At 68.9% G+C, this 25411-nt stretch carries 25 protein-coding genes; 16 read left to right on the forward strand and 9 right to left on the reverse strand.

Features of this window, described 5'->3' with window-relative positions; translation table 11 throughout:
• The first annotated feature begins 8 nt into the window (after positions 1-8).
• The 10 genes from sctV to DIE03_RS03660 all read left to right on the forward strand — a co-directional run bounded on the left by sctV (position 9) and on the right by DIE03_RS03660 (position 8175).
• Positions 9-2102, forward strand: a complete 2094-nt coding sequence (gene sctV, locus DIE03_RS03615) for a type III secretion system export apparatus subunit SctV (protein WP_124447563.1) — start codon at positions 9-11, stop codon at positions 2100-2102.
• 9 nt (positions 2103-2111) lie between these two features.
• On the forward strand, positions 2112-2762 hold the full coding sequence (sctP, locus tag DIE03_RS03620; protein ID WP_124447565.1) for a type III secretion system protein SctP: 651 nt from the start codon (positions 2112-2114) through the stop codon (positions 2760-2762).
• Positions 2763-2842: 80 nt separating this feature from the next.
• Positions 2843-4009: a type III secretion system cytoplasmic ring protein SctQ gene (gene sctQ / locus DIE03_RS03625; RefSeq protein WP_124447567.1), complete on the forward strand. Its 1167-nt coding sequence runs from the start codon at positions 2843-2845 to the stop codon at positions 4007-4009.
• The gene (gene sctR / locus DIE03_RS03630; RefSeq protein WP_124447569.1) at positions 3993-4643 is read left to right on the forward strand and encodes a type III secretion system export apparatus subunit SctR; all 651 of its coding nucleotides are present in this window, start codon (positions 3993-3995) and stop codon (positions 4641-4643) included. Before sctQ ends, sctR begins: the two co-directional genes overlap by 17 nt.
• An 11-nt stretch (positions 4644-4654) precedes the next feature.
• Complete coding sequence (sctS, locus tag DIE03_RS03635) at positions 4655-4918, forward strand: type III secretion system export apparatus subunit SctS (protein ID WP_124447571.1); 264 nt, start codon at positions 4655-4657, stop codon at positions 4916-4918.
• Between the two features lie 12 nt (positions 4919-4930).
• Positions 4931-5764, forward strand: coding sequence for a hypothetical protein (locus DIE03_RS03640; RefSeq protein WP_124447573.1), 834 nt, complete (start codon positions 4931-4933; stop codon positions 5762-5764).
• Between the two features lie 164 nt (positions 5765-5928).
• Entirely contained in the window at positions 5929-7038 is a 1110-nt protein-coding gene (locus DIE03_RS03645) for a secretion protein (protein ID WP_124447575.1), read from the forward strand.
• A gap of 30 nt (positions 7039-7068) precedes the next feature.
• Positions 7069-7299 (forward strand): type III secretion protein, encoded by a 231-nt coding sequence (locus tag DIE03_RS03650; protein ID WP_124447577.1) that lies wholly within the window; start codon positions 7069-7071, stop codon positions 7297-7299.
• Between the two features lie 93 nt (positions 7300-7392).
• Positions 7393-7596 (forward strand): hypothetical protein, encoded by a 204-nt coding sequence (locus DIE03_RS03655; protein WP_046547807.1) that lies wholly within the window; start codon positions 7393-7395, stop codon positions 7594-7596.
• Between the two features lie 123 nt (positions 7597-7719).
• Entirely contained in the window at positions 7720-8175 is a 456-nt protein-coding gene (locus DIE03_RS03660) for a CesT family type III secretion system chaperone (RefSeq protein ID WP_124447579.1), read from the forward strand.
• Positions 8176-8224: 49 nt separating this feature from the next.
• Here the strand turns inward: DIE03_RS03660 and DIE03_RS03665 are convergent, their stop codons facing one another.
• Positions 8225-9079, reverse strand: coding sequence for a methionyl-tRNA formyltransferase (locus tag DIE03_RS03665; protein WP_124447581.1), 855 nt, complete (start codon positions 9077-9079; stop codon positions 8225-8227).
• 232 nt (positions 9080-9311) lie between these two features.
• On the opposite strand from DIE03_RS03665, the gene DIE03_RS03670 reads away from it, so the two are divergent.
• Entirely contained in the window at positions 9312-9941 is a 630-nt protein-coding gene (locus tag DIE03_RS03670; protein ID WP_124447583.1) for a GNAT family N-acetyltransferase, read from the forward strand.
• Between the two features lie 37 nt (positions 9942-9978).
• Here the strand turns inward: DIE03_RS03670 and DIE03_RS03675 are convergent, their stop codons facing one another.
• The 6 genes from DIE03_RS03675 to DIE03_RS03695 all read right to left on the reverse strand — a co-directional run bounded on the left by DIE03_RS03675 (position 9979) and on the right by DIE03_RS03695 (position 17613).
• Entirely contained in the window at positions 9979-10410 is a 432-nt protein-coding gene (locus tag DIE03_RS03675) for an outer membrane protein assembly factor BamE (RefSeq protein WP_185658091.1), read from the reverse strand.
• Positions 10411-10459: 49 nt separating this feature from the next.
• Positions 10460-11740 (reverse strand): hypothetical protein, encoded by a 1281-nt coding sequence (locus DIE03_RS38115; protein ID WP_185658092.1) that lies wholly within the window; start codon positions 11738-11740, stop codon positions 10460-10462.
• A 106-nt stretch (positions 11741-11846) separates the two neighbouring features.
• Positions 11847-12644 carry a response regulator transcription factor gene (locus DIE03_RS03680; RefSeq protein ID WP_185658093.1) on the reverse strand — a complete coding sequence of 266 codons (798 nt, stop codon included), beginning with the start codon at positions 12642-12644 and terminating at the stop codon, positions 11847-11849.
• A gap of 511 nt (positions 12645-13155) precedes the next feature.
• On the reverse strand, positions 13156-13629 hold the full coding sequence (locus tag DIE03_RS03685) for a GNAT family N-acetyltransferase (protein ID WP_124447588.1): 474 nt from the start codon (positions 13627-13629) through the stop codon (positions 13156-13158).
• An 87-nt stretch (positions 13630-13716) separates the two neighbouring features.
• A complete protein-coding gene (locus DIE03_RS03690) occupies positions 13717-14811 on the reverse strand; it encodes a hypothetical protein (RefSeq protein ID WP_124447590.1) in 1095 nt (364 codons plus the stop codon).
• 237 nt (positions 14812-15048) lie between these two features.
• Positions 15049-17613, reverse strand: coding sequence for a hypothetical protein (locus DIE03_RS03695; RefSeq protein ID WP_124447593.1), 2565 nt, complete (start codon positions 17611-17613; stop codon positions 15049-15051).
• 242 nt (positions 17614-17855) lie between these two features.
• Here DIE03_RS03695 and DIE03_RS03700 point away from each other — a divergent pair, with 242 nt between their 5' ends.
• Positions 17856-18521 (forward strand): cation diffusion facilitator family transporter, encoded by a 666-nt coding sequence (locus tag DIE03_RS03700; RefSeq protein ID WP_124447595.1) that lies wholly within the window; start codon positions 17856-17858, stop codon positions 18519-18521.
• 203 nt (positions 18522-18724) lie between these two features.
• Here the strand turns inward: DIE03_RS03700 and DIE03_RS03705 are convergent, their stop codons facing one another.
• The gene (locus DIE03_RS03705; protein WP_124447597.1) at positions 18725-19915 is read right to left on the reverse strand and encodes a LuxR family transcriptional regulator; all 1191 of its coding nucleotides are present in this window, start codon (positions 19913-19915) and stop codon (positions 18725-18727) included.
• 280 nt (positions 19916-20195) lie between these two features.
• Here DIE03_RS03705 and DIE03_RS03710 point away from each other — a divergent pair, with 280 nt between their 5' ends.
• From DIE03_RS03710 to DIE03_RS03725, 4 genes are all read left to right on the forward strand, one after another.
• On the forward strand, positions 20196-21134 hold the full coding sequence (locus DIE03_RS03710; protein ID WP_124447599.1) for an alpha/beta hydrolase: 939 nt from the start codon (positions 20196-20198) through the stop codon (positions 21132-21134).
• The gene (gene ribBA, locus DIE03_RS03715; RefSeq protein ID WP_124447601.1) at positions 21131-22255 is read left to right on the forward strand and encodes a bifunctional 3,4-dihydroxy-2-butanone-4-phosphate synthase/GTP cyclohydrolase II; all 1125 of its coding nucleotides are present in this window, start codon (positions 21131-21133) and stop codon (positions 22253-22255) included. Before DIE03_RS03710 ends, ribBA begins: the two co-directional genes overlap by 4 nt.
• A gap of 179 nt (positions 22256-22434) precedes the next feature.
• A complete protein-coding gene (locus DIE03_RS03720; protein WP_124447603.1) occupies positions 22435-22842 on the forward strand; it encodes a helix-turn-helix transcriptional regulator in 408 nt (135 codons plus the stop codon).
• Between the two features lie 2 nt (positions 22843-22844).
• Complete coding sequence (locus tag DIE03_RS03725; RefSeq protein WP_124447605.1) at positions 22845-24185, forward strand: type II toxin-antitoxin system HipA family toxin; 1341 nt, start codon at positions 22845-22847, stop codon at positions 24183-24185.
• A gap of 98 nt (positions 24186-24283) precedes the next feature.
• Here the strand turns inward: DIE03_RS03725 and DIE03_RS03730 are convergent, their stop codons facing one another.
• On the reverse strand, positions 24284-25411 hold the full coding sequence (locus DIE03_RS03730; RefSeq protein ID WP_124447607.1) for a 4-hydroxyphenylpyruvate dioxygenase family protein: 1128 nt from the start codon (positions 25409-25411) through the stop codon (positions 24284-24286).

Here is a 25411-nt window from a genome sequence, read left to right on the forward strand (position 1 = left end):
GCGATCCGATGTTCAAGGCCCTCAAGTTCCCGGCAGGCGGCGAAATCGGCATCGCACTGCTCGTGACCGCGATCATCTCGCTGATGATCCTGCCGCTGCCGCCCGAGCTGATCGACATCCTGCTCGCGATCAACATCACGATCAGCGTCACGCTGCTGATGGTCACGATGTACGTGCCGGACATCGTGTCGCTGTCCGCCTTTCCGTCGCTGCTGCTGTTCACGACGCTCTACCGGCTCTCGCTGAACATCGCGTCCACCAAGTCGATCCTGCTGCATGCCGAGGCCGGCAACATCATCGACAGCTTCGGCAAGCTGGTGGTGGGCGGCAACCTCGTCGTCGGGCTGGTCGTGTTCATCATCATCACGACCGTGCAGTTCATCGTGATCGCGAAAGGCTCGGAGCGCGTGGCCGAGGTCGGCGCGCGCTTCACGCTCGATGCGATGCCCGGCAAGCAGATGAGCATCGACGCCGACCTGCGCGCGAACCTGCTGAGCCCGGAAGAAGCGCGCCACCGCCGCGCGACGCTGGCCATCGAGAGCCAGCTGCACGGCGGGATGGACGGCGCGATGAAGTTCGTGAAAGGCGATGCGATCGCCGGCCTCCTGATCACGACCATCAACATCGTCGCGGGCATCGCGGTCGGTGTCGCCTATCACGGGATGAGCGCGGGCGAGGCGGCGAACCGCTTCTCGGTGCTGTCGGTCGGCGATGCGATGGTGTCGCAGATTCCGTCCCTGCTGCTGTCGGTCGCGGCCGGCGTGATGATCACGCGCGTCGCGGACGAGCGCAGCCACAAGCCGCGCTCGCTCGGCGAGGAAATCGGCCGCCAGCTCGGCTCGAGTTCGCGCGCGCTGTATTTCGCCGCGCTGCTGCTGCTCGGCTTCGCGCTGGTGCCGGGCTTCCCCGTCGTGCTGTTCCTGCTGCTGTCGGCGATCCTCGCGTTCATCGCGTACAAGCTGAACGACCGGCAATCGGCGCACGCGCCGGCCCAGGACGGCTTGCAGGCGATGCAGCGCTCGGGTGCGAAGGCCGATACGCCCGCGATCATGACGCGCGCGCCGCAGTTCGCCTGCCCGATCGGCGTGCGGGTCGCCCCCGACCTCATGCAGCGGCTGGTGCTGCCCGTGCTCGACAAGTCGTTCGGCGCGGAGCGCGCGCGGCTGCAGGAGGAACTGGGGCTGCCGTTTCCCGGCATCACGATGTGGACCCATGCGGGCCTGCCGGCGATGCATGCGGAAATCCTGATCCACGACGTGCCGCACGTGCTGGTCGAGCTGCCGGCCGGCATGGTCATGCTGCCGGAGCCCGAGCGCGTCGCGACGGGCACGCCGCTGTCGCCCGAGGACGTGCAGCAGCGCGATGCGCTGGTCGCGAAGGGCGAACCGCGCCCGCCGATCGATCCCGGCGGCCGGCCGACCCACTGGGTCGACGCGCGCGAGGCGCCTGCGCGCATTCCGGCATGGGGCGCCGAGCAGGTCATCGCGCACGCGTCGGTCGCGCTGATGCGCCACCATGCGACGCAGTTCCTCGGCATCCAGGAGGTGCAATGGATCCTGGAGCAACTGGGCGAGGATCACCCGGGGCTCGTCGCGGAAGTCCAGAAGGTGCTGCCGCCGCAGCGGATCGCCGACGTGCTGCGACGCCTGCTCGAGGAACAGATCTCGATCCGCAACGTGCGGACCATCATGGAAAGCCTGATCGCGTGGGGGCCGAAGGAAAAGGACATGCTGATGCTCACCGAGTACGTGCGCGGCGACCTGTCGCGCTTCCTCGCGCATCGTGCGACGCGTGGCCGGCGCACGCTGCCCGCCGTGCTGCTCGACCTGCCGATCGAACAGCATATCCGGCAGGCGATCAAGCAGACGCCGACGGGCAATTTCCTGGCGCTCGCGCCGGACGAGATCGGCCTGCTGATCGACAAGATCCAGGCGGTCGTCGGGCCGCAGCCGACCGACGGCGTCGCGCTCGTCACGTCGATGGACATCCGCCGTTACGTGCGCCGGATGATCGAGGCGAAGCTGGGCTGGCTGCCGGTGTACTCGTACCAGGAACTGGGCGAGCACGTCGACCTGCGCCCGATCGGCCGCATCACCGTCTGACGCCGCGCCGTGTCACGCATCGACAGCCGCGACGCGCGAGCGCTGCCGCCCCCGGACGACGCGAGCCCGCGGTCCGCGCGCGGCGCGCGCCGGTTCGACTACGCGGCGCTGCTTGCCGCGCGCCGGACCGTGGTGCGACCGGTGTCCGATGCGCCGCCCGCGTCGCGCCACCAGGACGATCCGTCCGCGGAACCCGATCCGTCGTCCGCGCGGGCGGAGCATTTTCCGCTGATCTCGAACGAGCGCGACACGCCTGCGCCGGACCCGGCGCCGACGTCCGCCGAGCTGGCCGAATCCCGGACCATCGCCGCGCGCATCGCGAGCGCCGCCGCGCCGATCGCGACGGTCACGCTGCAGGAACAGCGCGATCACCTCGGGCTGCTCGGCGTGCTGTCGCGCGAGATCGCGGCGTTCTGCGGCGATCCGGCCGTCGCGGCCGGCGGGCAATGGGAAGCCCATGTCGTGCTGAACGACCGGATCCTGGCGTCCACCGAGCTGCACGTGTCGCTTTCGCATTTCGACCTGCAGCTTCGGTTCGATACGCAGGATCGCGAAGCACGGCAGTTACTCTTGGCCCACAGCGTCGCGCTCGAGCAGGAACTCGACACGATGCTGCGGGCATGGGGGCAGCCGCGGACCGTCCGTCTCACGGTGTGGTAGCCGGCCCCGCGTGAATTGCCTCGAGCGCGGCGCCCGGCGGGCGGCCTGCGCGGGCCAACGGCGGCATTTTCCGGCTACGGATGAAACTGATTCGGCATTCGATCACTCCCGGCGGCGCAGCGTGCGCGCCGCTCGTCCCGCCACCGCTCGACGCGGCGAGCGCGCACGCGTCGCGCCGGCTGTTCGATGCGCGCCTGCCGGTGTTCCTGCGCGACACGCTCGGCGTGCGCGATTTTCAGTGCCGCTTCGCGACCGGCGCGCCGGACTATGCCGACCCGGCCATCGCGGAGCTGCGGATCGACACGCCGGCCGGCCCGGTGAGCGCGCACCTGCTGCTCGATCTCGAACGCTATCCCGCGCTGTCGGTTTGCGCGTGGTCCGAAGCCCAGGCCGCCGAGCAGCGCACGAGCCCCGAGCTGACGCTGCGCAATGCCGTCGCGAACGTGCTGTGCGGGCCGCTGCTGGGCTGTCTCGACAGGCTCGGCCTGACCGGTGCGCAGGTCGTCGCGGTCAGGCGCGGCACGGGGCCGGCGCCGCGTCCGCACAGCGTGAGCGTCGCGCTGTCGCTCACGCTGCGCGACCAGCGGCACGACGCGCTCGTGCAGCTGCCGGGCCGCTGCATCGAGTGGCTGGATACGTGCCTGGCGCGCACCGCGCGCGCCGGATGGTTCGACGCATCGCTGCGCTTGCCCGGCAGTCTCGTGCTCGGCGTGAAGGCGCTGTCGGTCGACACGCTGCAGAGCCTGCGCGGCGGCGACATCCTGCTGCGGGTGGCCGATCCGTCGCTGGACGCCGCGTGGCTGCACGGCGCCGGCGCACGTGCGGACACCGCGCCGCATCCCGTCGCCTTCGCGACCTGGGGCAGCGCGGGTCTCGCGCATGGCCGGGCAGCGGTGGCCTTGCAATCCCGAACGATCACTTTGTTGAAGGAACCCGTGATGACGGAAACCACCGTCCTGGACACACCGGAAGCCGGGCTCGACGCGCCCGATGCCGAACGCGCCGTCGAAGTGGGCGAACTCGAGCTGCCGGTGCAGTTCGTCGCCGATACCGTTGCGCTGACGATCGACGAGGTGTCGTCGCTCGCACCCGGCTACGTCATCGAGCTGCCGACCGCGATCGCCGACCTGACGCTCAAGCTCGTCGCGCACGGCCAGGTGATCGGCTACGGCGAGCTGGTCGGGATCGGCGAGCACGTCGGCATCCGCATTCTCCGCATGGCGCACGAGCATGGTTCAGTACAGTGACCTGTCCGGCCTGCTGCTGATCGTCGTCGCGATCGGCCTGCTGCCGTTCGTCGCGATGGTCGTGACGTCGTATGCGAAGGTGGTCGTCGTGCTCGGCCTGCTGCGCAACGCGCTCGGCGTGCAGCAGGTGCCGCCCAACATGGTGCTCAACGGCATCGCGATCCTCGTGTCGGTGTACGTGATGGCGCCCATCGGCATGATGGCGGCGAAGACGCTGAGCGGCCAGACGATCTCGCCGCAATCGTCGCAGGCCGTGATCCAGGCGGCCGACGCGGCGCGCGAGCCGTTCCGGCAGTTCCTGATCAAGCACACGCAGGAGCGCGAGAAGCGCTTCTTCATCCGCTCGGCGTCGATCGTGTGGCCGCAGGAGGAAGCGCAGGCGCTGAAGGAAACCGACCTGATCGTGCTCGCGCCGGCCTTCACGCTCACCGAGCTCACCGATGCATTCAAGATCGGCTTCCTGCTCTATGTGACCTTCATCGTGATCGACCTGATCATCGCGAACGTGCTGCTGTCGATGGGGCTCAACCAGGTATCGCCGACCAACGTCGCGATCCCGTTCAAGCTGCTGCTGTTCGTCGTGATGGACGGATGGTCGGCGCTGATCCACGGGCTCGTGCTGACCTACAAGTGACCGGAGCCCCCATGGACGTCGATTCGCTGGTTCACGTCGCCACCCAGGGCATGCTGCTGTGCCTGACGGTGTCGTTGCCGTTCGTGATCGCGGCCGCCGCGGTCGGGCTCGCCGTATCGTTCGTGCAGGCGATCACGTCGCTGCAGGACCAGGCGCTGCCGTTCGCGGTCAAGCTGATCGCCGTGACGATCGTGCTGGTGATCGCCGCACCGTTGTCCTGCGCGGCGATCCTGCATTTCGCGAACGAGATGATGCGAACGGCGTTTCCCAACTGACGCGAGGCCCGGATGACACGTATCGGCCCCCACTCCGCCGCGCTCGCCCAGCAAGCGGCGGCCGCGCACAAGAAATCGGCGAAGCCGTCGCGCGCGAAGCCGGCCGGACAATTCGCGACGCTGTATCGCGGCACGCGCTTCGCGCACGGCGGCATGCAGGCCCAGCAGAATGCGGTGCAGGCGCAGCGCGCGAAAAAGATGGCCGCGCGGCTCGCGCGCCGGCGCCGCACCGCACGCGGCAAGCGCGGCGCCGGGGCGAGCGACGGTGCGGACGGTGCCGACGCCGCCAGCGAACCGCCTGAACTCGAGGTCGGCGGCGACGAGCAGGGCCGCCAGGGCGGACACGGCGGCGGGCGCGGCAACCAGGGCGACGACCAGGACGACGCGAACGAAACGGAACGCGTCACCACGGCCACGTTCAGGACGGGCCGCCGGCCCCAGGCCGCACCGGTCGCGTCGCAGCATGCGGCGGAATTGCCGCCCGCCCCTGCGACCGGCCTCGATCCGCATGCGCTGCGCGACGCGTGCGCCCACGAGTTGCTCGCATTGCAACGCACGTTCGCCGCTCAGCCGGGCGCCGGTGTCGCCGCGCAGGTGCAAGCGTGGTCCGTGCGCTGGCTGCGCGTGCAGCAGTCGGGCGTCGCGTTGCCCGCGGCCGACCTCGAGATGTTGCGCGCGCAGCCGCCGCAGCGGGACGCAGCGGGCGGCGCCGCGCCGCTGCCGGAAGCGGCGCGCGACTTCAACGTGCTGGCCGGCCTGCTGCTGCGCCAGTTCGACCGCCCGCGCACGCCGCGCCAGTGCGCGCAGGCGCTCGACACGTTGCGCGCGCTGCGGCGCATGCCGTAGCGCGGCGGCGCCCGACGCTTCGTTCGACACGCGAAGTCTTCGCATCCGCGGCCGGCCGCGCGCTTTTAGCCTCTACATTCACAGCGAGACGGACGATTCGCGCCCGTCGTGCACGGCACCGCCGCTTCGGCATACGGACCTGATATCGATTGAACGCTTCGCTCATGAAACAGCTACGGATACTGACGGGATTCCATGCGGGCGCGATGCTGCAGCTCGCGCCGGGTCAGCATCGGGTTCATGGCGGGGCCGATGCGGATATCCGGCTGACGGACTGGACCGGCGCGGACGTGACGCTCGACGTCGATGCGTCCGGCGTCGTGCGCGCGATCACGCGCGCCGACGCGCCGGACGGCGCGCCCGCGGACGCCGCGGCCGAACCGGAAACGGTGATCCTGGTCGACTTCGTGCCGATGCGGTTCGGCGAGACGATCCTGTGCGTGGGCCCCGACGACGTGCCGTGGCCGTCGGACCTCGACCTGCTGTCGACGCTGCTGACCCGGCCGGCCGACGCGCGCGTCGACGCCGAACGGCGCAAGCGGCGCCGCTACTACGGCGCGCTCGTCGCGTGCATCGCGATCGGCATCGTCGCGGGCACCGCCGTGCTGCTGACCACCACGCCCGACAGCGAGGCCGCGCTGCGGCACGGCGCCGACTACCGGAGCACCCGTATCCAGGACGCGCTCGCGGCCGCGCACATGACCGAGCTGCAGGTGCGCACGGTCGGGAACACGAGCGTCGTGACGGGCATGGTCGCCAACCTGGCCGACGACCAGCTCGTCCGCTCGACGCTCGCGAAGATCGCGTCGAAGGATATCGTGCGCAGCTACGACGTCGCGCAGAACGCGGTGCACAGCATCGAGGATTCGCTCGGCATCGCGGGCGTGCGCGTCAAGTACCTGGGCAACGGCGAATTCGCGATCACCGGCACGGTCGACAGCAAGGACGCGCTCGACAAGGCCGTCACGCGCGTGCGCGCCGACCTCGATTCGAACATCCGGCTGCTGGTCGTGCAGGCGATCGAGCATCCCGGCCAGGCCGCGCCGGTGACCGGACAGTATTCGGAGATCGTGTCGTCGGACGCGGTGCAGTACACGCAGACGCCCGACGGCGTGAAGCACATCTACGTGACGGATGAGCCGGCCGATCCGGTACCGGCATCCGGCGTGCCGGTGGCCTCCGGCCCGGCGGTGCCATCCGTCGACAGCAGCACGATCACGCGCAGCGCGGAGCAGGTGCGCGCCGCGCCCCACCCGGCTGCGCCGGACTCCTGAATTTCCACCGACCTCGACAGGACACGCGACATGTACGAGCCGATTACGCCCTACGCCAAGCAGTTCGACAACCTTTCCGCGATCGCCAGGGACCCGAACGCCGCGCCGACGATCGACGGGATCCAGCGCGCGCTCGCCGAGATCGCGGAGAACGTGAACAACGCAGCACCCGGCGCCGACATCGACAACAGGAATCGCGCGACGCTCTACCGTGGCCTGCTGGCGGCCTCGCGCGTGATCCAGCAGATCCGGCACGCGTAGCGCGCCCCGCTTCCGTTCTGTTCCGCTGCGGCCGTGGCCGCTCGAGAACGGTTTATCCGCAGTAACCGTCGTCACTTCACAAGGAGAATCACCATGGCAGGCGCATTGGCAGGTGCAGGTGCAGCAGTCGCGAGCATTGAACAATCCACGGCGGCACAGACCGCGATCACGCAGGCGAGCTCGGCGGCAGCCACCGCCCAGGCATCGAACAACGCCCAGCTGAATGCGGCGACGGCGGCAGCCAACGCCACCAATTCGGCAACCGGTTCGCTCAAGGACATCGCGAAGAACCAGTAACGCGCTTCGCACGCCGCACCGCGGCGCCCCCGCCGGCGCGACAGGCCAGCCCGACCCGGTCATCCGGCGGGCTCCGGCGCGCCGGCCTTTTCTCATTCCCGCTTTCGTCGCGTCGTCCCGCTCATGAACGATCCCCGCTATCTCGAACTCGTGGCCCAGTTCTGCGCGGTCGTCGGTCTTCACGACGTCGGCTACGTGCAGGAAACCGGCTCGGTCGAGGTCGAAGGATTCGAGGTGCGCCTCGAGCACGTCGAGCGCGACCAGGAGGCGATCTACGCGAATTTCCACTTCGGCACCGTCACGGCGGGCCGCACGCTGCATATTTTCCGGCTGATGCTGGAAGCCAACCTGCTGATCTACGCGCAGGACCAGGCGCAGCTCGGCATCGACGCCGACACGGGCTCGATCGTCCTGATCCTGCGGCTGCCGTTCGATCCCGATTTCAGCGGCGCGGATCTCGCGGACCTGCTCGTTCACTATGCCGACCACGGCCGCTACTGGCGGCAGAACATCATCGAGTCGAGCGACGAGATGTTCGAAGGCATCGCGTCGGGCGAATTCTTCTGGCTGCGGGCGTGACCCCGTGACCGGCCGACTCGCGCCGCCCGGACGCGCCGCGCGCAGCGGATCACGGCCCGATGTCCGCGCGCCGGGACAGGCTCAGCGCGCTCCATTCGAGCAGCGCGACGAAGCCGTCCGGTACCGCGATCACGGTCCAGCGGCGGCTCACGTGTGCGATCGTGCCCGGCTCGCAGGCATGCCGTTCGTGCCAGCCGACGGCGCGCCGCACGTAGAGCACGCTGCCGCCGACCTGCGCGATGCATTCGTGCAGCCCGTTGGCCCGGACCTGCGTCATCACGCGATCCACCGGCTGCGTGAAATCGAGCGTGCGGTCGGCCTCCGACGGCTTCGGCCAATGGCTGCCGCCCGCCTGCGGCATGCGCGCGGCCCACAGCGCGTCGAAGCGGTACGCGACCTGCCGCGCGAGCCGGCAGCCGGCCATCTGCACCTTGAGCTGCAGGCTTTCGTGGCATTCGTCGGCGGCGAGCGCGAAGCGCTCCTGCACCAGGATTTCGCCGGTGTCGAACTCCGGCGCGATCCGGTGACAGGTCACGCCCCATTCGCGGTGACCGTCCAGGATCGCGCGCATCAGCGGATACGGGCCGCGCGCCTCCGGCAGCGGCGCAGGATGGAAGTTGATCGCGTGCCGGACGTACGGCGTCCAGTCCGGAATCCGCCAGCCGTATCCGGCGACGACCAGCACGTCGCAGTCGAGATCGCGCAGAGCGCGCAGCGCCGCCTCGTCGATTCGCGACAGGTGCAACGGCAGGCCGTGTCGCGTCGCATGCGACACGATCTCCTCGTTCGAATTCACGCGGTCGTCGGTCACGAAGCTGAACAGCGATACGGGTGTCCAGCCGGCGCTCACGAACGTCTCGAGTACACCGTGAAACAGATCGAATCCCGCGAGTGCGAAGCGCATGCGATATCTCCATCGGAGGAACGGCGGCGATCGCCGCCGCCCACGCGGCCGGTCATGCGGCGCCGTGCATCCGCCAGCATGTCATGGCGTGCCGCGTCCTCCGTGCCGCGCGGCGAACCCGGCGCCACCTGCGCGAAGATATTCCGTGGCGCACATGCCGGTTCGCGCGTTCGCGCCGCGGCGCACGCCGTTGCGCAACACTGACAAGACCGATCGATGACGAGCGATCATCATGCGACTCCCCCCGTTGACCCACCTCGAAACCGAATGGCTGATACTCCGCCCGCTGGTGCCGGGCGATGCGCCCGCGCTCTTCGAGCAGATGCTGAGCGACCCCGAAACGATGAAGTACCTGCCGATCGGGCGTCACGGCGATCTCGCGCAAACCCACGCGTATATCGACGAAGCCCGCCGCGGCTGGCGTGACCGGACGCTGATCCGCTATGCGTGCGAGTGCCGCGCCACCGGGCAGCTCGCGGGCGTGATCGAGCTCACGCCCGACCTGCCGTGCGTGCGCCTGTCGGTGATGATCGCGAAGCGCGGCGGCACGCGGCGCCGGCGCGCCTGCCTGATGGCGCTGCAGGAGTTGCTCGGCTGGCTGCTCGGCCAGCGCGGCGTGCAGCGGATCTATGCGCACTGCGTGACGGGCGGTCCGGCCGGCCACTGCATCGAGCGCCTGGGCTTCCGATGCGAAGCGGTGCTGAAGCGCCACGAGCCGCAACCGAATCGCGACCTGGACGCGGCGGATTGCCTGCTTTACGTGTTGACCCGGCATGCTTGCCCGGCCGTCCCGGCACCCGATGCCGGGACCTGGCTGCGCGACCTGCTGCGCGATTCGTCCGGCGGCCGCGCACGGCTGTGATGCGGGCGCGGTCGCCCGCCGAGCGGCCTGCGCCGCGCTACGACGCGTCTGCCGGGCTCGACGCCGCAGTCGCGCCGGGCGTCACGTATTGCGCGCACGCGGGGTCTTTCCAGTAGGTTGCCTGGACCAGCCGGTGCGTATCGAATTGCACCTGGTACTGGCACGTCGCATATTCGCCGGGGCGGCCGGTTCGCAGTTTGAAGAGGTAGTTCCACGCGCGGACGCCGAAGGTGCCTTCGCTGAAATGCGGCTCGTGAATCAGCAGGTACACCTGGTTCTCGGTGATCCCGGGCACGACTTTCCGCAGGTCGCGCACGCTGACTTGCTTGCCGCCGGCGACCCACGCCGTGCCCGGGTCGGGAAACACCGGCGCGCCGTTTGCCGCGGATGGCGAGGTCGCGCTGCAACCCGCCAGCAGCATGCCGCCCAGCCACGCGATCGCCGCGCCCTGCATCGTGTCGATTCTCATGTCGAAGCCGGAAATTCCGAAGGTTGAAAAGGAAGAAAGCACGCCACGCTCATCCGCCGCGCCGCGCGCATCCCGCACGGCAGTACCAGCGGCAGCGCAGGCTGCGACGATGCGGGCAACTGCCTGCCGGCGCGCGCGGGCGCCGTTCGTCCAGCCATTCGCGCGCCTGCACCACATACCGCACGACGTTCACCACGCCCGCGGCTTCGTTGCCCGACGCGACGGACGACGGATCGCCCGCGTCCGCGCCGGCGCCGCTGCCGATGCCGGCTTCGTCGGACGACGCGGATGGCCGCACAGCACGGGACATCCACCCGCGTTCGACGAGATTGGCCTCCAGTGCACGCACACCGGGCAGCGCCGCGCCGTGCGCGGCCAGCGACCGCCCGGTCGCGGCCGCGAGCGTGCCCGCTCGGCGCACCGTCGCATGCGCGTAACGGTTGGCCGTGCCGGCGGCGTCAGCCAGCACATCGCGTGCGGAACGGGCCGGCGGTACGGCGTCGCCGCGGCGTGCCGTCGACATCTGCGGCATCAGCGGCGTGGCGGTTGCCGGCTGCGTGGACGCACGGCGTTCGGCACCGGACGGCGCGTGATCGGCGGTCGCGGCGAGCCGTTCCGTCTGCGCGGCGGGTGCCTCGGCGCCGGTACGCGGTGGCGTTGCGAGCGGCGCTGCCGGTCCGGCGAAGGCCGTCGCGCCCGCTGGCGCACGCATCGTGTCGCCGGCTTCGCCAGCGTCGCCGTCGACGTGCGGCCCGACGTCGTTCGCGCCTGCCATGGGCGGCGTCGGTTGCGCATCGGCTGCCGACGGCCATGCGGTTTCGACACCGGGCTGACGAAGCAAGTCGGCACCCGGCAGCAACGCAAGCGGCAGCGCGCCTTCGGGTGCAACCGGGTCCGGCGCCTGCCGCTGCTGCGCGTCGCCGCCTGCATCCGGCACGATGGCCGGGACGGCATCGTCGCCGGCCTGCGTGTTCCCCATGAGTGCAGGCAGCAGGATGTCCGTCTGCGTACTCTGGCCCGTGCCGGGCGCCACCGACCCTGCCACGCCACCGCGCATGCCAGGCACCGTGCGCGGCCACGGCGCGCCGTCGCGCGCGGGCCCTGGGGCCGTGCCTGCGGGCCCGCCCTGCGCCTGCCCGCCACCGGCCGCGTCCTTCAGTCCCGCGCCCCCGCCACCGATCAGCGCGAGCAGGCTCAGCACGACGTCGCCGTCAAGCTGCACCTGCACCGCATCGCGCGGGATCTCCGCCGGCGTGCCGTCGGGCCCGCGGGCGTCGTCGGTCCGGGCGGCCTCAGTGGCCGCGCGGTGCGATGGAATGTGCGAAGGCATGGAGGCGAACCGCGGCGAGCAGGATTGCGCGCGCTGTCGTCCGGCGACGCCGCGGCAAGCGGCGCGTCCCGGCTCGATCGATCAACGCGCGCGCTCGTGTCATGCGTCAGCGCCCGCCGGTCGCGTGCCGCGCGACCGGCGCATCGAAGTCGTCGGCATACGCCGGCACCGGCATCGTCGTGCGTTGCCGTACCGGCGCGGCACGATGCTCGCGCGTCTGGATGAAGATGCGGTAGCCGACGGCATACATCGTGCGCAGGTAGACGCCATGCTCGCCGTTCAGGCTGAGCTTCTTGCGCAGCTTGTAGATGTGCTGTTCGAGCGAACGGCTGACGACGTCCTCCGGGCTGCCCCACACCGCGCGCGCGATCTCGCCGCGCGCGACGTACTTGTCGAACTGCGAGAACAGCATCCATGCGATCGCGAACTCGCGCGACGTGAGCCGGATCACGTCGCCGGCCACGCTGACCGTCGACGCGTGGCGATCGAGCCGGTACGGGCCGCACGTCAGGCGCTCGCGGTCCACGCTGCTGCGCGTGCACTGGAGCCGGCGGCTGGTCAGCCGCAGACGCAGCAACAGTTCCGGCAGGCTGATCGGCGCGAGCACGATCTCGTCGGTCTCGTAGTGCAGCAGGTCGACGGCTTCCATGCTGTCGTTCGGCGAGCAGATCAGGATCAGCGGCGCGCGCTGGACGCCGTGGCACGCGCGATGGACGAGCACGGGATGCTGCGGATCGATGCCCGCCTCCATGCTGATCAGGATCGCGTCGAACTCGCGACGCGTGAGCGCGCGGGCGAAGCTCGTTTCGTCGTCGAACCGTTCGACGGCGATGCCGTTCGCGGCGAGATGGCTGCAGATTGCATCGCGCCGCGTCATGTCTTTGGAGAAAACCGCGAGATTCATTATCAGCTCGTTCCCTGGATGAGCAGGCAGGAAATGCGTCGTCCATGCCGGCCGGCGAGCGGCGTCATGCGAGGAGCGATGCCATGGTTCCGACTGCGGCAACTGGACGCCCCGGCTGTCGCGACAGGCTGCGTCGGCGACAGCGGATGCGATGGATGCAACGTACAGCTCCGGCTCGGTTATCCGGATCGTGAGTGGAGAATGTCTGGCCAGGCGGCGAAATATGCCGCGAATAGGGATATATCGCGCCGCCTTGAATTCGTCTTGCATGCAACAATCATCGGTATTGGATACCAATGAATGAATTCCTCCGGAAAGGATTCGATCTGTTTATCTTTAATAAGTAAACAAATGAATATCGATTCGATAAAGCCGTTTAAACCGACCCTATAAGTCGCAATGAAAACGATTATATGGATTTATGCTGACTCCTTCATGAACGGCATCCGCATCGCGCGCCGTACAGATGCATTCGTGTCGCCGCGATGGCGTTCGCCCGACCCGCATCGCATCACGCCTCCGCGCACTCCTGCTGCGCCAGGTCGCGGTTCATCGCCGCGAGGTAGCGGCCGTCGAGGAAGCGGCACTCGTGCTTCAGCATGCCGTAGAGGATGAAATCGGTCCGGTCGGACGCCCCCTCGCGGATCACGCCTTCGCGCCGGAAGCCGAGATTTTCGTCGAGCTGCTGCGCGGCAAGGTTGTCGGCGCGGACATAGCCGCTGATCCGGTTGCAGCGCAGCAGGATGAACGGAAAGCGGAACGCCGCGCAGACGAACCCGGGCGTGATCACGTGCGGCGAACCGGCCACCGCGAAATGCATCGCCACGTTGGGGCCGTTGTAGGCCTGGTACACCACGCCCGCCACGAGCCGGCCGTCCTTCTCGAGGCCGATCGCGTCGTCGTAGTTGGGGTAGCGCGCTTCCCCCGTCAAGGATGCGACGAACTGCATCACGTCCTCGCTTCGATCCAGAATGAGCCGTCTCATGCCAATTGCGATTGCCCTGCGGCGAGGCGCATCGCGCCTGCCGCGTCGTCAGTCATGTCCAGGCCGCGGGTGGCCGCGGCCGCCACGTCAGACGGTGACCGTCTGCCCCTGCGGATCCACCGGCCCGAGCCCGAGCTGGCTGAGTTTTTCGACTTCCTTGCCGGTCGCGGCATCCTGCGCTTCGCCCTGGCTGCCGCGCAGGTCGCCGGCCGACACGCTGACGTCGGACGCATCGATCGTCTCGCGGCCCTGCGGCTGGTGCTTGCCGTTCGTCGAGCCGGTATTCAGGATCTCGGCTGCCGTGCTCTTGCCGCTGTCGAACGTGATCGAGCCGTCCGCGTTCTGCTTGCCGATGCTCTTGCCGCTCTTGTCGTAGATGTTGCCCTGATCGTCCATCTGCACCTGCACGGTACCCTTGTCCGTGCTCAGCTTCACGTTGTGCAGCCCCTCGCCGGCCTGTCCGGAGCCGCCCAGGCCGACCGGGAGCCCGCCGTTCGCAAACGGCGAGCTGCCCGATTGCGGCACGGTGCCATTCGGCGACGCGCCGTCGCCGAGCGTGATCGTGATGGTCTGGCCGCCGGTCGGCGAATTGCCCACGCCGATGTTGACGTCCTGGCCGCCGGGCACGCCGTTGGCGCCGTTCGCGTTGAACGCGCCGCCGTTCTGCGGGTAGTTCACCGGAATCGTCGAGCCGCCATCCGTGCCGCCGGCGCCGCCGCTGCCGTTGCCGTTCGGGCCGCGCAGGTCGCCGGCCGACACGCTGACGTCGGACGCATTCATCGTTTCGCGGCCTTGCGGCTGGTGCTTGCCGTTCGCCGAGCCGGTGTTCAGGATTTCCGCCTCGGGGCTCTTGCCGCTGTCGAACGTGAACGAACCGTCCGGGTTCTGCTTGCCGATGCTCTTGCCGCTCTTGTCGTAGATGTTGCCCTGGCTGTCCATCTGCACCTGCACGGTACCCTTGTCGGTGCTCAGCTTCACGTTGTGCAGCCCCTGACCCGCGCCGCCCAGGCCGTTCGCGCCGTTGCCGCCGGCCGGCGGCTTCAGGAGCGCGGCCAGCGAACCGGCATCCAGCGTGAAGCTCGCCGGCTGATTGGCCGACGATGCACCATTGGCTCCGGAATTGCCGAAATCGGTCGGCGTGGTCGTCGACGGACTGACGGTAATCGTGATATTCGCGGCCATATCGGACACTCCTGTCTTTGATTGGAAGTATTTACCCGGCTTGCATTTCGTGCGGTCAATATAGGTGAGTGACCGACGCGACACGAGAACCGGTGCGTATCGACGCGCATAAATACGAAGCGAAATATCGATTAATGCGCGTCATAATTACCTGATCCATTCTCATAATCATGAAAAAATGACTGCCCTTCCTGCAATCGTCCGTTTCTTCGCCGATCGTCGGCCATTGCCGCGACCCTAGCGCCGCCCCATCGCCGAACCGAGCGCCGATTCGAGACGGTCGGTCGGCGACTGCGCCATATGCCTGACGACCGGATCGGGATCGTTCTTCATCTGCTTGGCCTGATCCTCGTCGAGCGGCTTCTGCGCGACACCGCCGGCCGCGGTGCGCAGATGCGCGATCGCCTCCATCTTCGACATTCCGAGATCGCGCATCAGCTGCAACGCCGACGCAATGTCGCTGCCGCCGTCGGACCGCCGGTCCTCGTCGACCGCCTTGCGATAGAACTTCTTCAGTTCCTTGTGACGCACACCATTGCTCGCCTCCAGATAGGCAGGCGCCAGCGAGTGCCGGCCATGGCTCTCTTCGAGCATGCCGACCACGCGCGCGGCCGCATGCTTCTTCACGAGGTCGACCTCCTGCTTCTTGTTGTCGGTCGACTTGTTCTCGTTGAACCTGTCGAACTTGATCGGCAGGAGGCGTCCGATGCGCTGCTGGTTGACGGTGTCGCGAATGCCGTCCCAGGCCTCCTTTTCCGTCGCATCCGGCTCGCCGTCGAGCTGCTTTTCGAGCCGGTTGCGCATCGCGCCGTCGGCGATGGCCGCCATCTTCTTGTCGCGATAATGCTGCTTGAGCGAATGGGCCGCCTTGCGGTTGTCGAGCAGGTCGCGCCCCGACAGGATCGCGCCGCCCGCGATCGCCGCGGACGCGGCGCCATGCGTGCCGACCGCCAGGCCGACGCCGGCCCCGATCCCCACGGCCGACATGGTCGTCCTGATCGCGGAGCGGACCACGCGGTTCTTGCCCTGGACCTCGGCGATGTAGCGCCCGGTCAGCACGTCGAGCATCTTCTCCCGCTGCGGGCCCTCGGACTGGCCCAGGATCGCCACCTTGAGGTCGTAGCGGGACTGGAAATCGGTCTTTCCCGCGATTTCCGACAGCGGCACCTCGCGGCCGCCCGTCTTGATCTTCGGGTCGTCGGCGGAGGCCGGCCAGTTGCCCAGTTGCTTCTGGTAGCGGCTCTTGCGCATCGCGGACGTGCCCAGTTCCTGCGCCGCGTAGACCGTATTCACGCCTTCGTGCGCCAGGGCCAGCGCGGACGCCGGCGACGACGTCAGGTGCGCCTTCGTCAGGCCCTGCACGATCCCGCCTTCGGGTTTCGTCTTGTTCAGCAACTGCGGCAGCGCGTTCTCGTTGTCGACCCGGATCCAGCGCCCGAATCGGCGCAGCGCCTTCGCGCCGACGGTAGCGTTCGGCACGAGCTGGCCCAGCGCTTCGCCATGCGGGCGCGGCGCCGCGTCCTGCTTCCCGGTCTGCGTCGTTCCGTCCGCTTGCTTGTCGGGCGGCGTTTCGCCGCTTTTGCTCGGGGCCAGCTCGCCCGGCGGCTTGGTCGTGACGGGCGCGGCCAGCGGCGCCGTCGAGCCCGGCTGCGGCTTCAGTGTCGTCGCATCGGTCTCGCCGGCGGCGGCCTTGTCCGAGGTGCTGGTGATCGCCTCGAAATGCCCGTGCTGGTCCCACACGACGACACGATGCGTCGGCGCCTGCCCCGCTTGACGCTGGCTGCCGTGGAACTGGCCGATCGTCGTGACCGGATGCGCGTCCTCGACGCCCGCCTGCACGACACCGACCTGCATGTCGACGCCGAACTTCTCGTTCACGAGCGAGACGAGTGCCGCGCCGTGCCCGCCTGCGTTGGTGTCCAGCAGCAGCATCCGGCCCTTCTCGTCCGGGTGCTGCGCGTCGAAGTCGGTGCGGATCTCGCTTACCGCCTGGTCCAGCGCCGGACCGTCGAGGTCCGGCTTCGCGCACTGCACGAGCGAGTAGATCGAGCAGTTGTTGCCGCGTCCGCCGTTGCGGATCGGCTGCATGTCCTGGCCGGCCAGCGCCGCCTCGAAGCGCGCGTTGGGCGAGCGGGTCGCTTCGAGTTGTGCATCGCGCGCCGCTTGCGGCACGTCGGCGACCACCGGCGCGTGCTTGTCCTTGTTGGCAGACGGCTTGACGGACGGCGTGTCGAGGTCGACGGCTTCGCCGAAAAACGTGTCGAATACGCGACCGAGGCGCGCCACGTGGTCGCCGGTCGCGGGCGCGGCGGCCGTCTCCGCCGCCTTGGCGGTCTTGTCGGTTTTCGTGACCGAAGTCGTCTCGGTCTCCGTCTCGTGCAGCGTGGCCGCGACGACGGCCGGCACGTGCCGGGGCTCGGACGTCTCGACCTCGCTCGTCTTGTCCGTGATCGACGCGGGCCGGCTCTTCGATTTCAACGAAGCGAGCGATGCATTCGAGCGCGGCGTCGGCGATTTCCGCACGGTGAAGCCCGTCGTGCGTTCGCTGCCCGGCGTCGCGCCGCGCTGCGCGACGCCATCCAGCGCCTTCAGCGTTTGCGCGCCCCAGTCGGACGGCGATTCCCGCGTCTGCTCCGCCGACTTGCGCGGCGAGCGCGTCTCCAGCCCGGCGAGCTGCGGTGGCGGCGTTGCGCCCGGCGCCGCCTTCTGCTTGCCGGGATCCGGCGCCTTGCGTTCGCCGGACGTCGTCGAGGGTTCGGGCTGCCGTCGCTCGAGCACGGCGTTGCTGATCTTTCGGAACATGGGGGTCTCGCGGCAGGATCGTACTGCGCGCTACGTTGGCACAGCGCGGGCGCGGATCCGGCCACGACACGAAGCGAGCACCATTTTCACGAATGCCGTTCATGCTCGTCGAAGTCGGCGCGCCTGACGCATGCGTCGCCGCGGCACCGAACCGGTCCCGCGATTCCACCGCTGTCACCGATCTGCCACCGTCGACCGGTAGCGTTCGGGGCTGACCCACGCCATCGACGGACGAATCCGCCATGCAGTGCACGTCGCGCGCCACGCCCCACGTTTATGCGGCCACGTCCCGCGCCCTCGCCGTCAGTCTCGCGATCAACCTGCTGCTGCTCGCCGCCGAGACGGTTGCGGCATGGTCCGCGCATTCGTCGGGGCTGCTGGCGGACGTCGCGCATGCGGCGATCGACCTCGCGGCCGATGCGCTGATCCTCGTCGCGTGCCGACTCGACGCCCGCCTGCCGCCCGAGCGGCGCCCGACCTTCGAACCGCTCGCGCTCGCGGGCCTCGGCGCGCTGCTCGTCGCGACCGGCGCGCAGATGATCTGGCACGCGACGACCCGGTTCGATACGCCGCCCGTCGTGCAGCCGGGTACGGCGACGCTCGCGCTCGTCGCCGTCACGCTCACCGGCAAGGCCGCGCTCTCGTACTGGATGCTGCGCAAGGCGCGCGAGACGGGTTCCGCGCTGCTCGAGGCGAGCGGTTGGCATGTGCGTACCGATGCGTTTTCGTCGTTGCTGGCGGCGCTTGCAATGAGCGCGGCACTGGTCGGCTTCGGCCGCCTCGACGACGTGGCCGCGCTCGCGATCGGCGCACTCGTGATCCGCACGGGCGCCGCGTTCATCCGGCGCGGCTGCGCGCAGTGGCCGGCGCTGGCCGAGTGGGCGAATCGCTCGACGCGCGGGTCGTGAACGTGGTGGGTATCGCCGAACGTCCGATGCATGCTGTCGGCTCGGTCGGCTCGAATGAAGAAGAGGCTCGCGCGGCGCGAGCCTCTTTTGCATGATGCCGTCGTTGTCGCGCAACCCGCGATGCGTCGACTGATGTCGATGTATCGCCGGACGAGTGCGTTCGCTTCCGATGTGCCGACATCGGCATCAGCACCCGCATCCGCCTAGCCGAGCGGCACGACGCTCCCGAGCAGGATCCGCACGAGCGTCGCCTGCCGCGTGACGCCCGTCTTCGAGAAGATCGCACGCAGGTGCGTGCGTGCCGTGTTCTTGCTGATCCCCGATTCGTCCGCGGCTTCCTCGAGTGTCAGCCCGTTCGTCAGCAGCAGCGCGAGCGACGTCTCGGCCGGCGTCAGGTCGAACAGCTTGCGGATGATTTCCTGCGCGCCCTGCGGCTTGCGGTCGGGGTCGCGCAGGAACAGCGTGACGGCCGGCCGCCGCTTGTTGTCTTCCGACCAGTCGGACAGCAGCACCGTGCGCACCAGCAGCCCGAGGCGCGGCTTGTCGAAGCTGCGCGTGATCGGCATCGCCTCGACGGTCGCCGCGGCCGTGCCGTGGTGGCCCATCACCGCGTGGCGGATCAGCCGCTTCAGCGTGCGGTTTTCCTGCGCGTCGGTCGCTTCGATCGTGCCGCGCGCAATCGTCAGGCCGTTGTTCTGCTTGAGGATCTCGTCGGCGACGCTGTTCATGTCGATGATCGTGCCGTTCTCGTCGAGCGCGATCGTGCCGACCTGCATGCGGTCGATCGCGTTCGCATAGATCGAGCGTTCGACCTCGGCCGAATCGAGCCGCGAATGCAGTTCGACCGCGCGCTTCAGGTGCGGCAGCAGCAGCGCGCAGATCGCCTTGTCGCGCGCGGAGAACTGCTTCGCCGCATGGTTGCGGCAGACGCGGAAGCGGCATTCGACGCCCGATGGCGTGCGCAGGTCCGCGCCCAGGATATAGCGCACGTCCTGCGGCTTCAGGAACTGCTTGTACAGCTCGCTCGACAGCCAGCCCGTGTCGCCGAACACGTCGTCGACGGTGACCACGCGATCGGCCGGCAGGCCGACGAACGGATCGAGCGAATAGTAGTAGTTGTTGTACGACGCCTCGCCGTCGCCCGGGACGACCGGGCCGAATTCCGACGCGTGCACGGACAGCGGCGCGCGGCGATCGCTCGCGGCCGCGCGCAGGATCAGCGTCACGTAGTTCGCCTGCAGCCAGCGACGGACGAGTTCGAGCGCGCCGGCCCACGGCGGCGTCTCCAGCGGCCCCTGATAGATGCGCGCCATCAGCTCGCTGAAATCCGCGACGCCGATATCGGCCTCGTCACTGGTTGCCTGGCTCTCTTGCGGAGCCCATCTCGTCTCCATCAGCACGCTCCATCCTCCATACGACATGTATCCGGTGTGACCACCCGCGCCGCCATGATTAAGACGCGTCTAAATTCCAGCGTCATCGGGAGATTCACTGAATGGCGAGAATTGGCCATCCGCGCGTGTGAACCATCGTCCAATCGGATGATGTGGCGCCCTGCCTGCTGCGCTGGAATGCCCGTCAGGCCGTACCGGCAAGCATCCGGTGCGGACTCAGGGAAAACCGCGACACGGGTTTACCTGATTCAGACCGCATTCGATTCAGACAGGAGTTCCCATGCCGCTCGACCCTCAGGCGCAGGCGCTGCTTGCCGCATTCGCCCAGGCCCCCGCGATCGATTTCGCGCAGCTCACCGTTCCCGCCTACCGTGCGAGCCTCGCCGCGGGCGGCGCCTTCGCGCCCGGCGATGCCGTCGCCGCCGAAGAGGACTGGCAGGTTCCCGCCTCGGGCCGTCAGTTGTCCGCACGGCTGTATCGGCCCGACGCCGACGGGCAGTTGCCGCTGACCGTGTTCTTCCACGGAGGCGGCTTCGTGTCGTGCGGCATCGACTCGCACGCGAACCTGTGCCGCAGCCTCGCGCAGCGGGCCCGCACGCTCGTGCTGTCGGTCGACTACCGGCTCGCGCCCGAAGCGCGCTTCCCGGCTGCCGCGCACGACGCATGCGACGCCGTGCGCTGGGCCGCGGCCAGTGCACGCGATCTCGGCGCGCGCGCCGGCGCGGTGGCCGTGGCCGGCGACAGCGCCGGCGGCAATCTCGCGGCGGTCGCCGCGCTGCAGTTGCGCGGCTCGGGCATCGCGATCGCGCATCAGTTGCTGCTGTATCCGGTCGTCGATTGCGCGACCGAGCATCCGTCGTATCAATCGCTCGGCGACGGCTATTTCCTGACGGCCGACATGATGCGCTGGTTCAAGCATCACTATTTCGACGACGGCGCCGATCGCGCATCGCCGCTTGCCAGCCCGCTCGCCGCGCCGGACGTCGCGGGCGTCGCACCGGCGACGATCGTCAGCGCCGAATTCGATCCGCTGCGCGACGAGGCCGAAGCCTATGCGCAGCGTCTCGCGCAGGCCGGCACGCCGGTGACGCTCGTGCGCTGGCCGGGCCAGTTGCACGGTTTCGCGAGCATGCTCGGCGCCGTCGACGCAGCCGACCGCGTGCTGACGTTCGGCGCCGCCGCGCTGCGCCGCGCGTTCGACGCCGCGGAGGCGCAATGACGCTCGCCGGCACGCGGGAGATCGTCGACGAGCTTCGTGCGGGCCGCATGGTCCTGCTCGTCGACGAAGAGGATCGCGAGAACGAAGGCGATCTCGTGATCGCCGCCGATCACGTGACGCCCGACGCGATCAATTTCATGGCGCGCTTCGGGCGCGGGCTGATCTGCCTGACGCTGACCGCCGAGCGCTGCGAGCAACTGCGGCTGCCGCCGATGGCCGACCATAACGGCACGCCGTTCGGCACCGCGTTCACCGTCAGCATCGAGGCCGCCGAAGGCGTGACCACCGGCATTTCGGCGGCCGATCGTGCGCATACGATTCGCGCGGCCGTGCGGGAAGGCGCGCGCCCCGACGATCTCGTGCAGCCCGGCCACGTATTCCCGATCGCCGCGCGCCCGGGCGGCGTGCTCGTGCGCGCGGGCCACACCGAGGCCGGCTGCGATCTCGCGGCGCTTGCCGGGCTCACGCCGGCGTCGGTGATCTGCGAGGTGATGAACGACGACGGCACGATGGCGCGCCTGCCGGAGCTGAAGACGTTCGCCGCGCATCACGGGCTGAAGATCGGCACGATCGCCGACCTGATCCACTACCGCCGCGAGCACGAATCGCTGGTCGAACGCGTCGGCGAGCGGCCGCTGCATACGCCGTGGGGGCGGTTTCGCGCGATCGAGTATCGCGACGCCGTGCACGGCGCGCCGCATCTCGCGCTCGTGCGCGGCGAACCCGATCCCGCGACCCCGGTGCTGACGCGCGTGCACGAATGCCATTCGCTGCTCGACCTGCTCGACGCGGAGCCGTCCGCGCATTCGTGGCCGTTGCATGCCGCGCTGCAGCGGATCGACGCGGCCGGCTGCGGCGTGGCGGTGCTGCTCGATTGCGACATGCGCGGCGACGCGATGCGGATGCCGGCCGGCAACGGGCACCGCGACGGGCGCGTGACGGGGATCGGGTCGCAGATCCTGCGTGACGTCGGCGTGCGGCGGCTGAACGTGCTGTCGAGCCCGTTCCGGCTGCCGGCGCTGTCGGGGCACGATCTGGAGATCATGGCGTTCATCCCGCTCGGGGACGACGATCCGGAAGGTGCGCGGAGCGCACACGCGAATCCGCTTCGGGCGGCTTGATGCGTCGATGCGCGGGCGTCGTGCGCGGCACCTTGCGGGAGATGGCCGGCTGGCTCTACGCGTTACAGGTTATCGTTTGTTTTTTGTAAATACAGCCTTTGATTTGTATTTTGACGATACATACCATAGACTGTATTTTCCGATTACAAACGATCGCCTGTTATCTCGTGGAGCGCCCGATGGCTTTTCCCGTCCAGACCCTGACCCAATTACGCCCGATACTCGTCGGCTTCCGAAAGTCCGCGGGGCTCACGCAGGCGCAACTGGCCGCCCGCGTCGGCGTCACGCAGCAATCCTACGCGCAGCTCGAAGCCAATCCGTCGGCGGTCAGCATCGAACGGCTTTTCAAGGTGCTGAACGCGCTCGGCGTTCGCATGACGCTCAGCCTCGACGAACGGGATGAATCGGCGAAAGCGGCCGATTCCGCTTCCGCTGTCGCTGCCGCGCCGGCGGTTCGCCAGCCGGCCGCGAGCAAACGCGGCACCACGGCCGCCCAAAGCCCGGCCGGCACTACGGCCGGCGTCGCGCGAAAACGGCCGGCAGCGACCCGAGCCAAGCCGCGCGTTTCGAAGCGGGAGGACTGGTGACGATGGCCACCCGCGCCCGCCACGACCGGCTCGACCTGTGGATGAACGGTATTCCGGTCGGCTACTGGGAGATTCGGCGCGGCATCGAGCGCCTCGTCTACCTGCCCGACTGGCTCGACGATCCCCAGGGGCGACCGTTGTCGCTGTCGCTGCCCTTCACGCCCGGCAACCAGCCGCACCAGGGCGCGGTCGTTGCCGACTACTTCGACAACCTGTTGCCGGACAGCGAGCCGATCCGCCGCCGCATCGCGCAGCGTTACCGGCTCGGATCGACGGCGCCGTTCGCACTGCTCGCGTCGATCGGCCGCGATTGCGTCGGTGCGATCCAGATGCTGCCGCCAGGCGAGACGCCGGTCGATCTCGAGGCCATCAGCGGCGTCACGCTCGACGACGCGGCCGTCGCCGATGTGCTGCGCCATGCGACGGCCGCCCCGCTGCCCGGCCGCGCGGAGCCGGACGGCGACTTGCGCCTGTCGATCGCCGGCGCGCAGGAAAAGACCGCGCTGCTGCGTCAGCGCAACCGCTGGTTGCGGCCGACGGGCAGCACGCCGACGACGCACATTTTCAAACTGCCGCTCGGGCGCGTCGGGAACATGCAGGCCGACATGCGCACGTCGGTGGAAAACGAATGGCTGTGCGCGAAGCTCGTCGCGGCGTACGGCCTGCCGGTCGCGCCGTGCGAGATCGGCCGGTTCGACGACCAGAAGGCGCTGATCGTCGAGCGCTTCGACCGGCGGCCGTCGCGCGACGGCTCGTGGCTCCTGCGGCTGCCGCAAGAGGACATGTGCCAGGCGACCGGCACGCCGTCCGGCGCCAAGTACGAATCGGACGGCGGCCCCGGCATCGACACGATCATGGGCATCCTCGCGAATTCGGCCGACGCCGCGCACGACCGGACGAACTTCTTCGTCGCGCAGCTCGTGTTCTGGGTGCTGGCGGCGATCGACGGCCATGCGAAGAACTTCAGCATCGCGCACCTGCCCGGCAACACGTACCGCAGCACGCCGCTGTACGACGTGCTGTCCGCGCATCCGATCATCGGCACGCGCCGCAACCAGATTCCGCCGCGCCGCGCGCGCCTTGCGATGGCCGTGTGCGGGAAGAACCGGCACTACGTGATCGGCGAGATCCAGCCCCGCCACTGGATTGCGCAGGGCCGGCGTGTCGGGCTGACCGAGGACGACGTGCGCGTCGCGATGGCCGCGGTCGTTGCTCGCACGGAACCCGCGATTGCCGAGGCTGCCGCGCAGATTCCTGCGGATTTCCCGATGGACGTTGCGGATGCGATCTTCGACGGCATGCGCCGGCAAAGCCGCAAGCTCGAGGCGGGCGATATCGCGTGACGGCCGCCGACCTGTGAGGCTTGCCGTGCAATGCGTGAGGATTGCCGTGTAACGTGTAACGCGTGACGCCCGATGCCTGATGCGGTCGCCGCGGCCGTTCAGCCAGCGTCGCGCGCGCGGGCGAGCGCCGCGAGGTTCCCTTCGCCGAACCCGTGGTGCCCCTGGCGCTGCACGATCTCGAAGAAGATCTCGCCGGGCTTGCGCTTCACGAAGGTCTGGAAGAACAGCTTAGGCACGCCGTCGCTGCCGATCTCGCCGTCGACCAGCACCGCCCGGCGGCGCAGCGCGTCGAGATCGACGCCGTGCCCCGGCAGCCGCGCATCGACGTCGTCGTAATAGCGCGCGGGCGGCTCGATGAATTCGACGCCGTTCGCACGCAACGCATCGACGCACGACAGGATGTCGTCGGTGGCGAGTGCAACGTGCTGCACGCCCTCGCCCGGATGGTCGGGCAGATACGCATGCATCAGCTCGGTGCGCCGCGTGCCTTCCTCGTAGACCGGAATCCGCACCGCGCCGCACGGCGATACCATCACGCGCGATTCCTCCGACACATGCCAGTGCGCATCGATTTCGTGGATCTCGCGAAAATGCAGCAGGTCGTGGTAGAAATCCAGCCACTCCCGCATGCGCCCCGCGCCGACGGTTTGCGTGAAATGGTCGACCTGCTGCAGGCCGACGCCCGCGCAGTCGAGATCGGTGTGCGCGGTCGCGATGTCGATCGGCCGGAAATCCATGTCGAAGATCGAGATATCGCCGACGCCGCCGCGCTGGCCGTCCCGCCCGCGCCAGCGGTCGACGAAATACAGGTGCGAATCGCCGATGCCCTGGATCGCCGGGATCTTCAGTTCGCCCACGCCCACCTTTTCGCCCTCGAACGCCCATGCGCCGAGCTCGATCGCCCGCTCGAACGCGCGCCGGGCGCTCGCCACGCGCAGCCCGATCGCGCAGACGCCCATTCCGTATTCCTCCGCATAGCGCGCAGCGAACGAATCGGGCTCGGCATTGATCAGGAAATGCATCTGCCCCTGCCGGTACAGCGTGACGTTCTTGCTGACATGGCGTGCGATCGCCTTGAACCCGAACTGCTCGAAGCGCTGCGCGAGCGCTTCCGGCACGGGCGCCGCGAATTCGACGAACTCGAGGCCGGCCATCCCGAGCGGATTGGCGGCCGGATCGGCAACAGGCGGCGTATCGCTGGACAGGGGGTGGGAATTGCCGGGCAT

Origin of the sequence: Burkholderia sp. Bp8992, assembly GCF_003853705.1 — a bacterium.
Classification (GTDB): Bacteria; Pseudomonadota; Gammaproteobacteria; order Burkholderiales; family Burkholderiaceae; genus Burkholderia.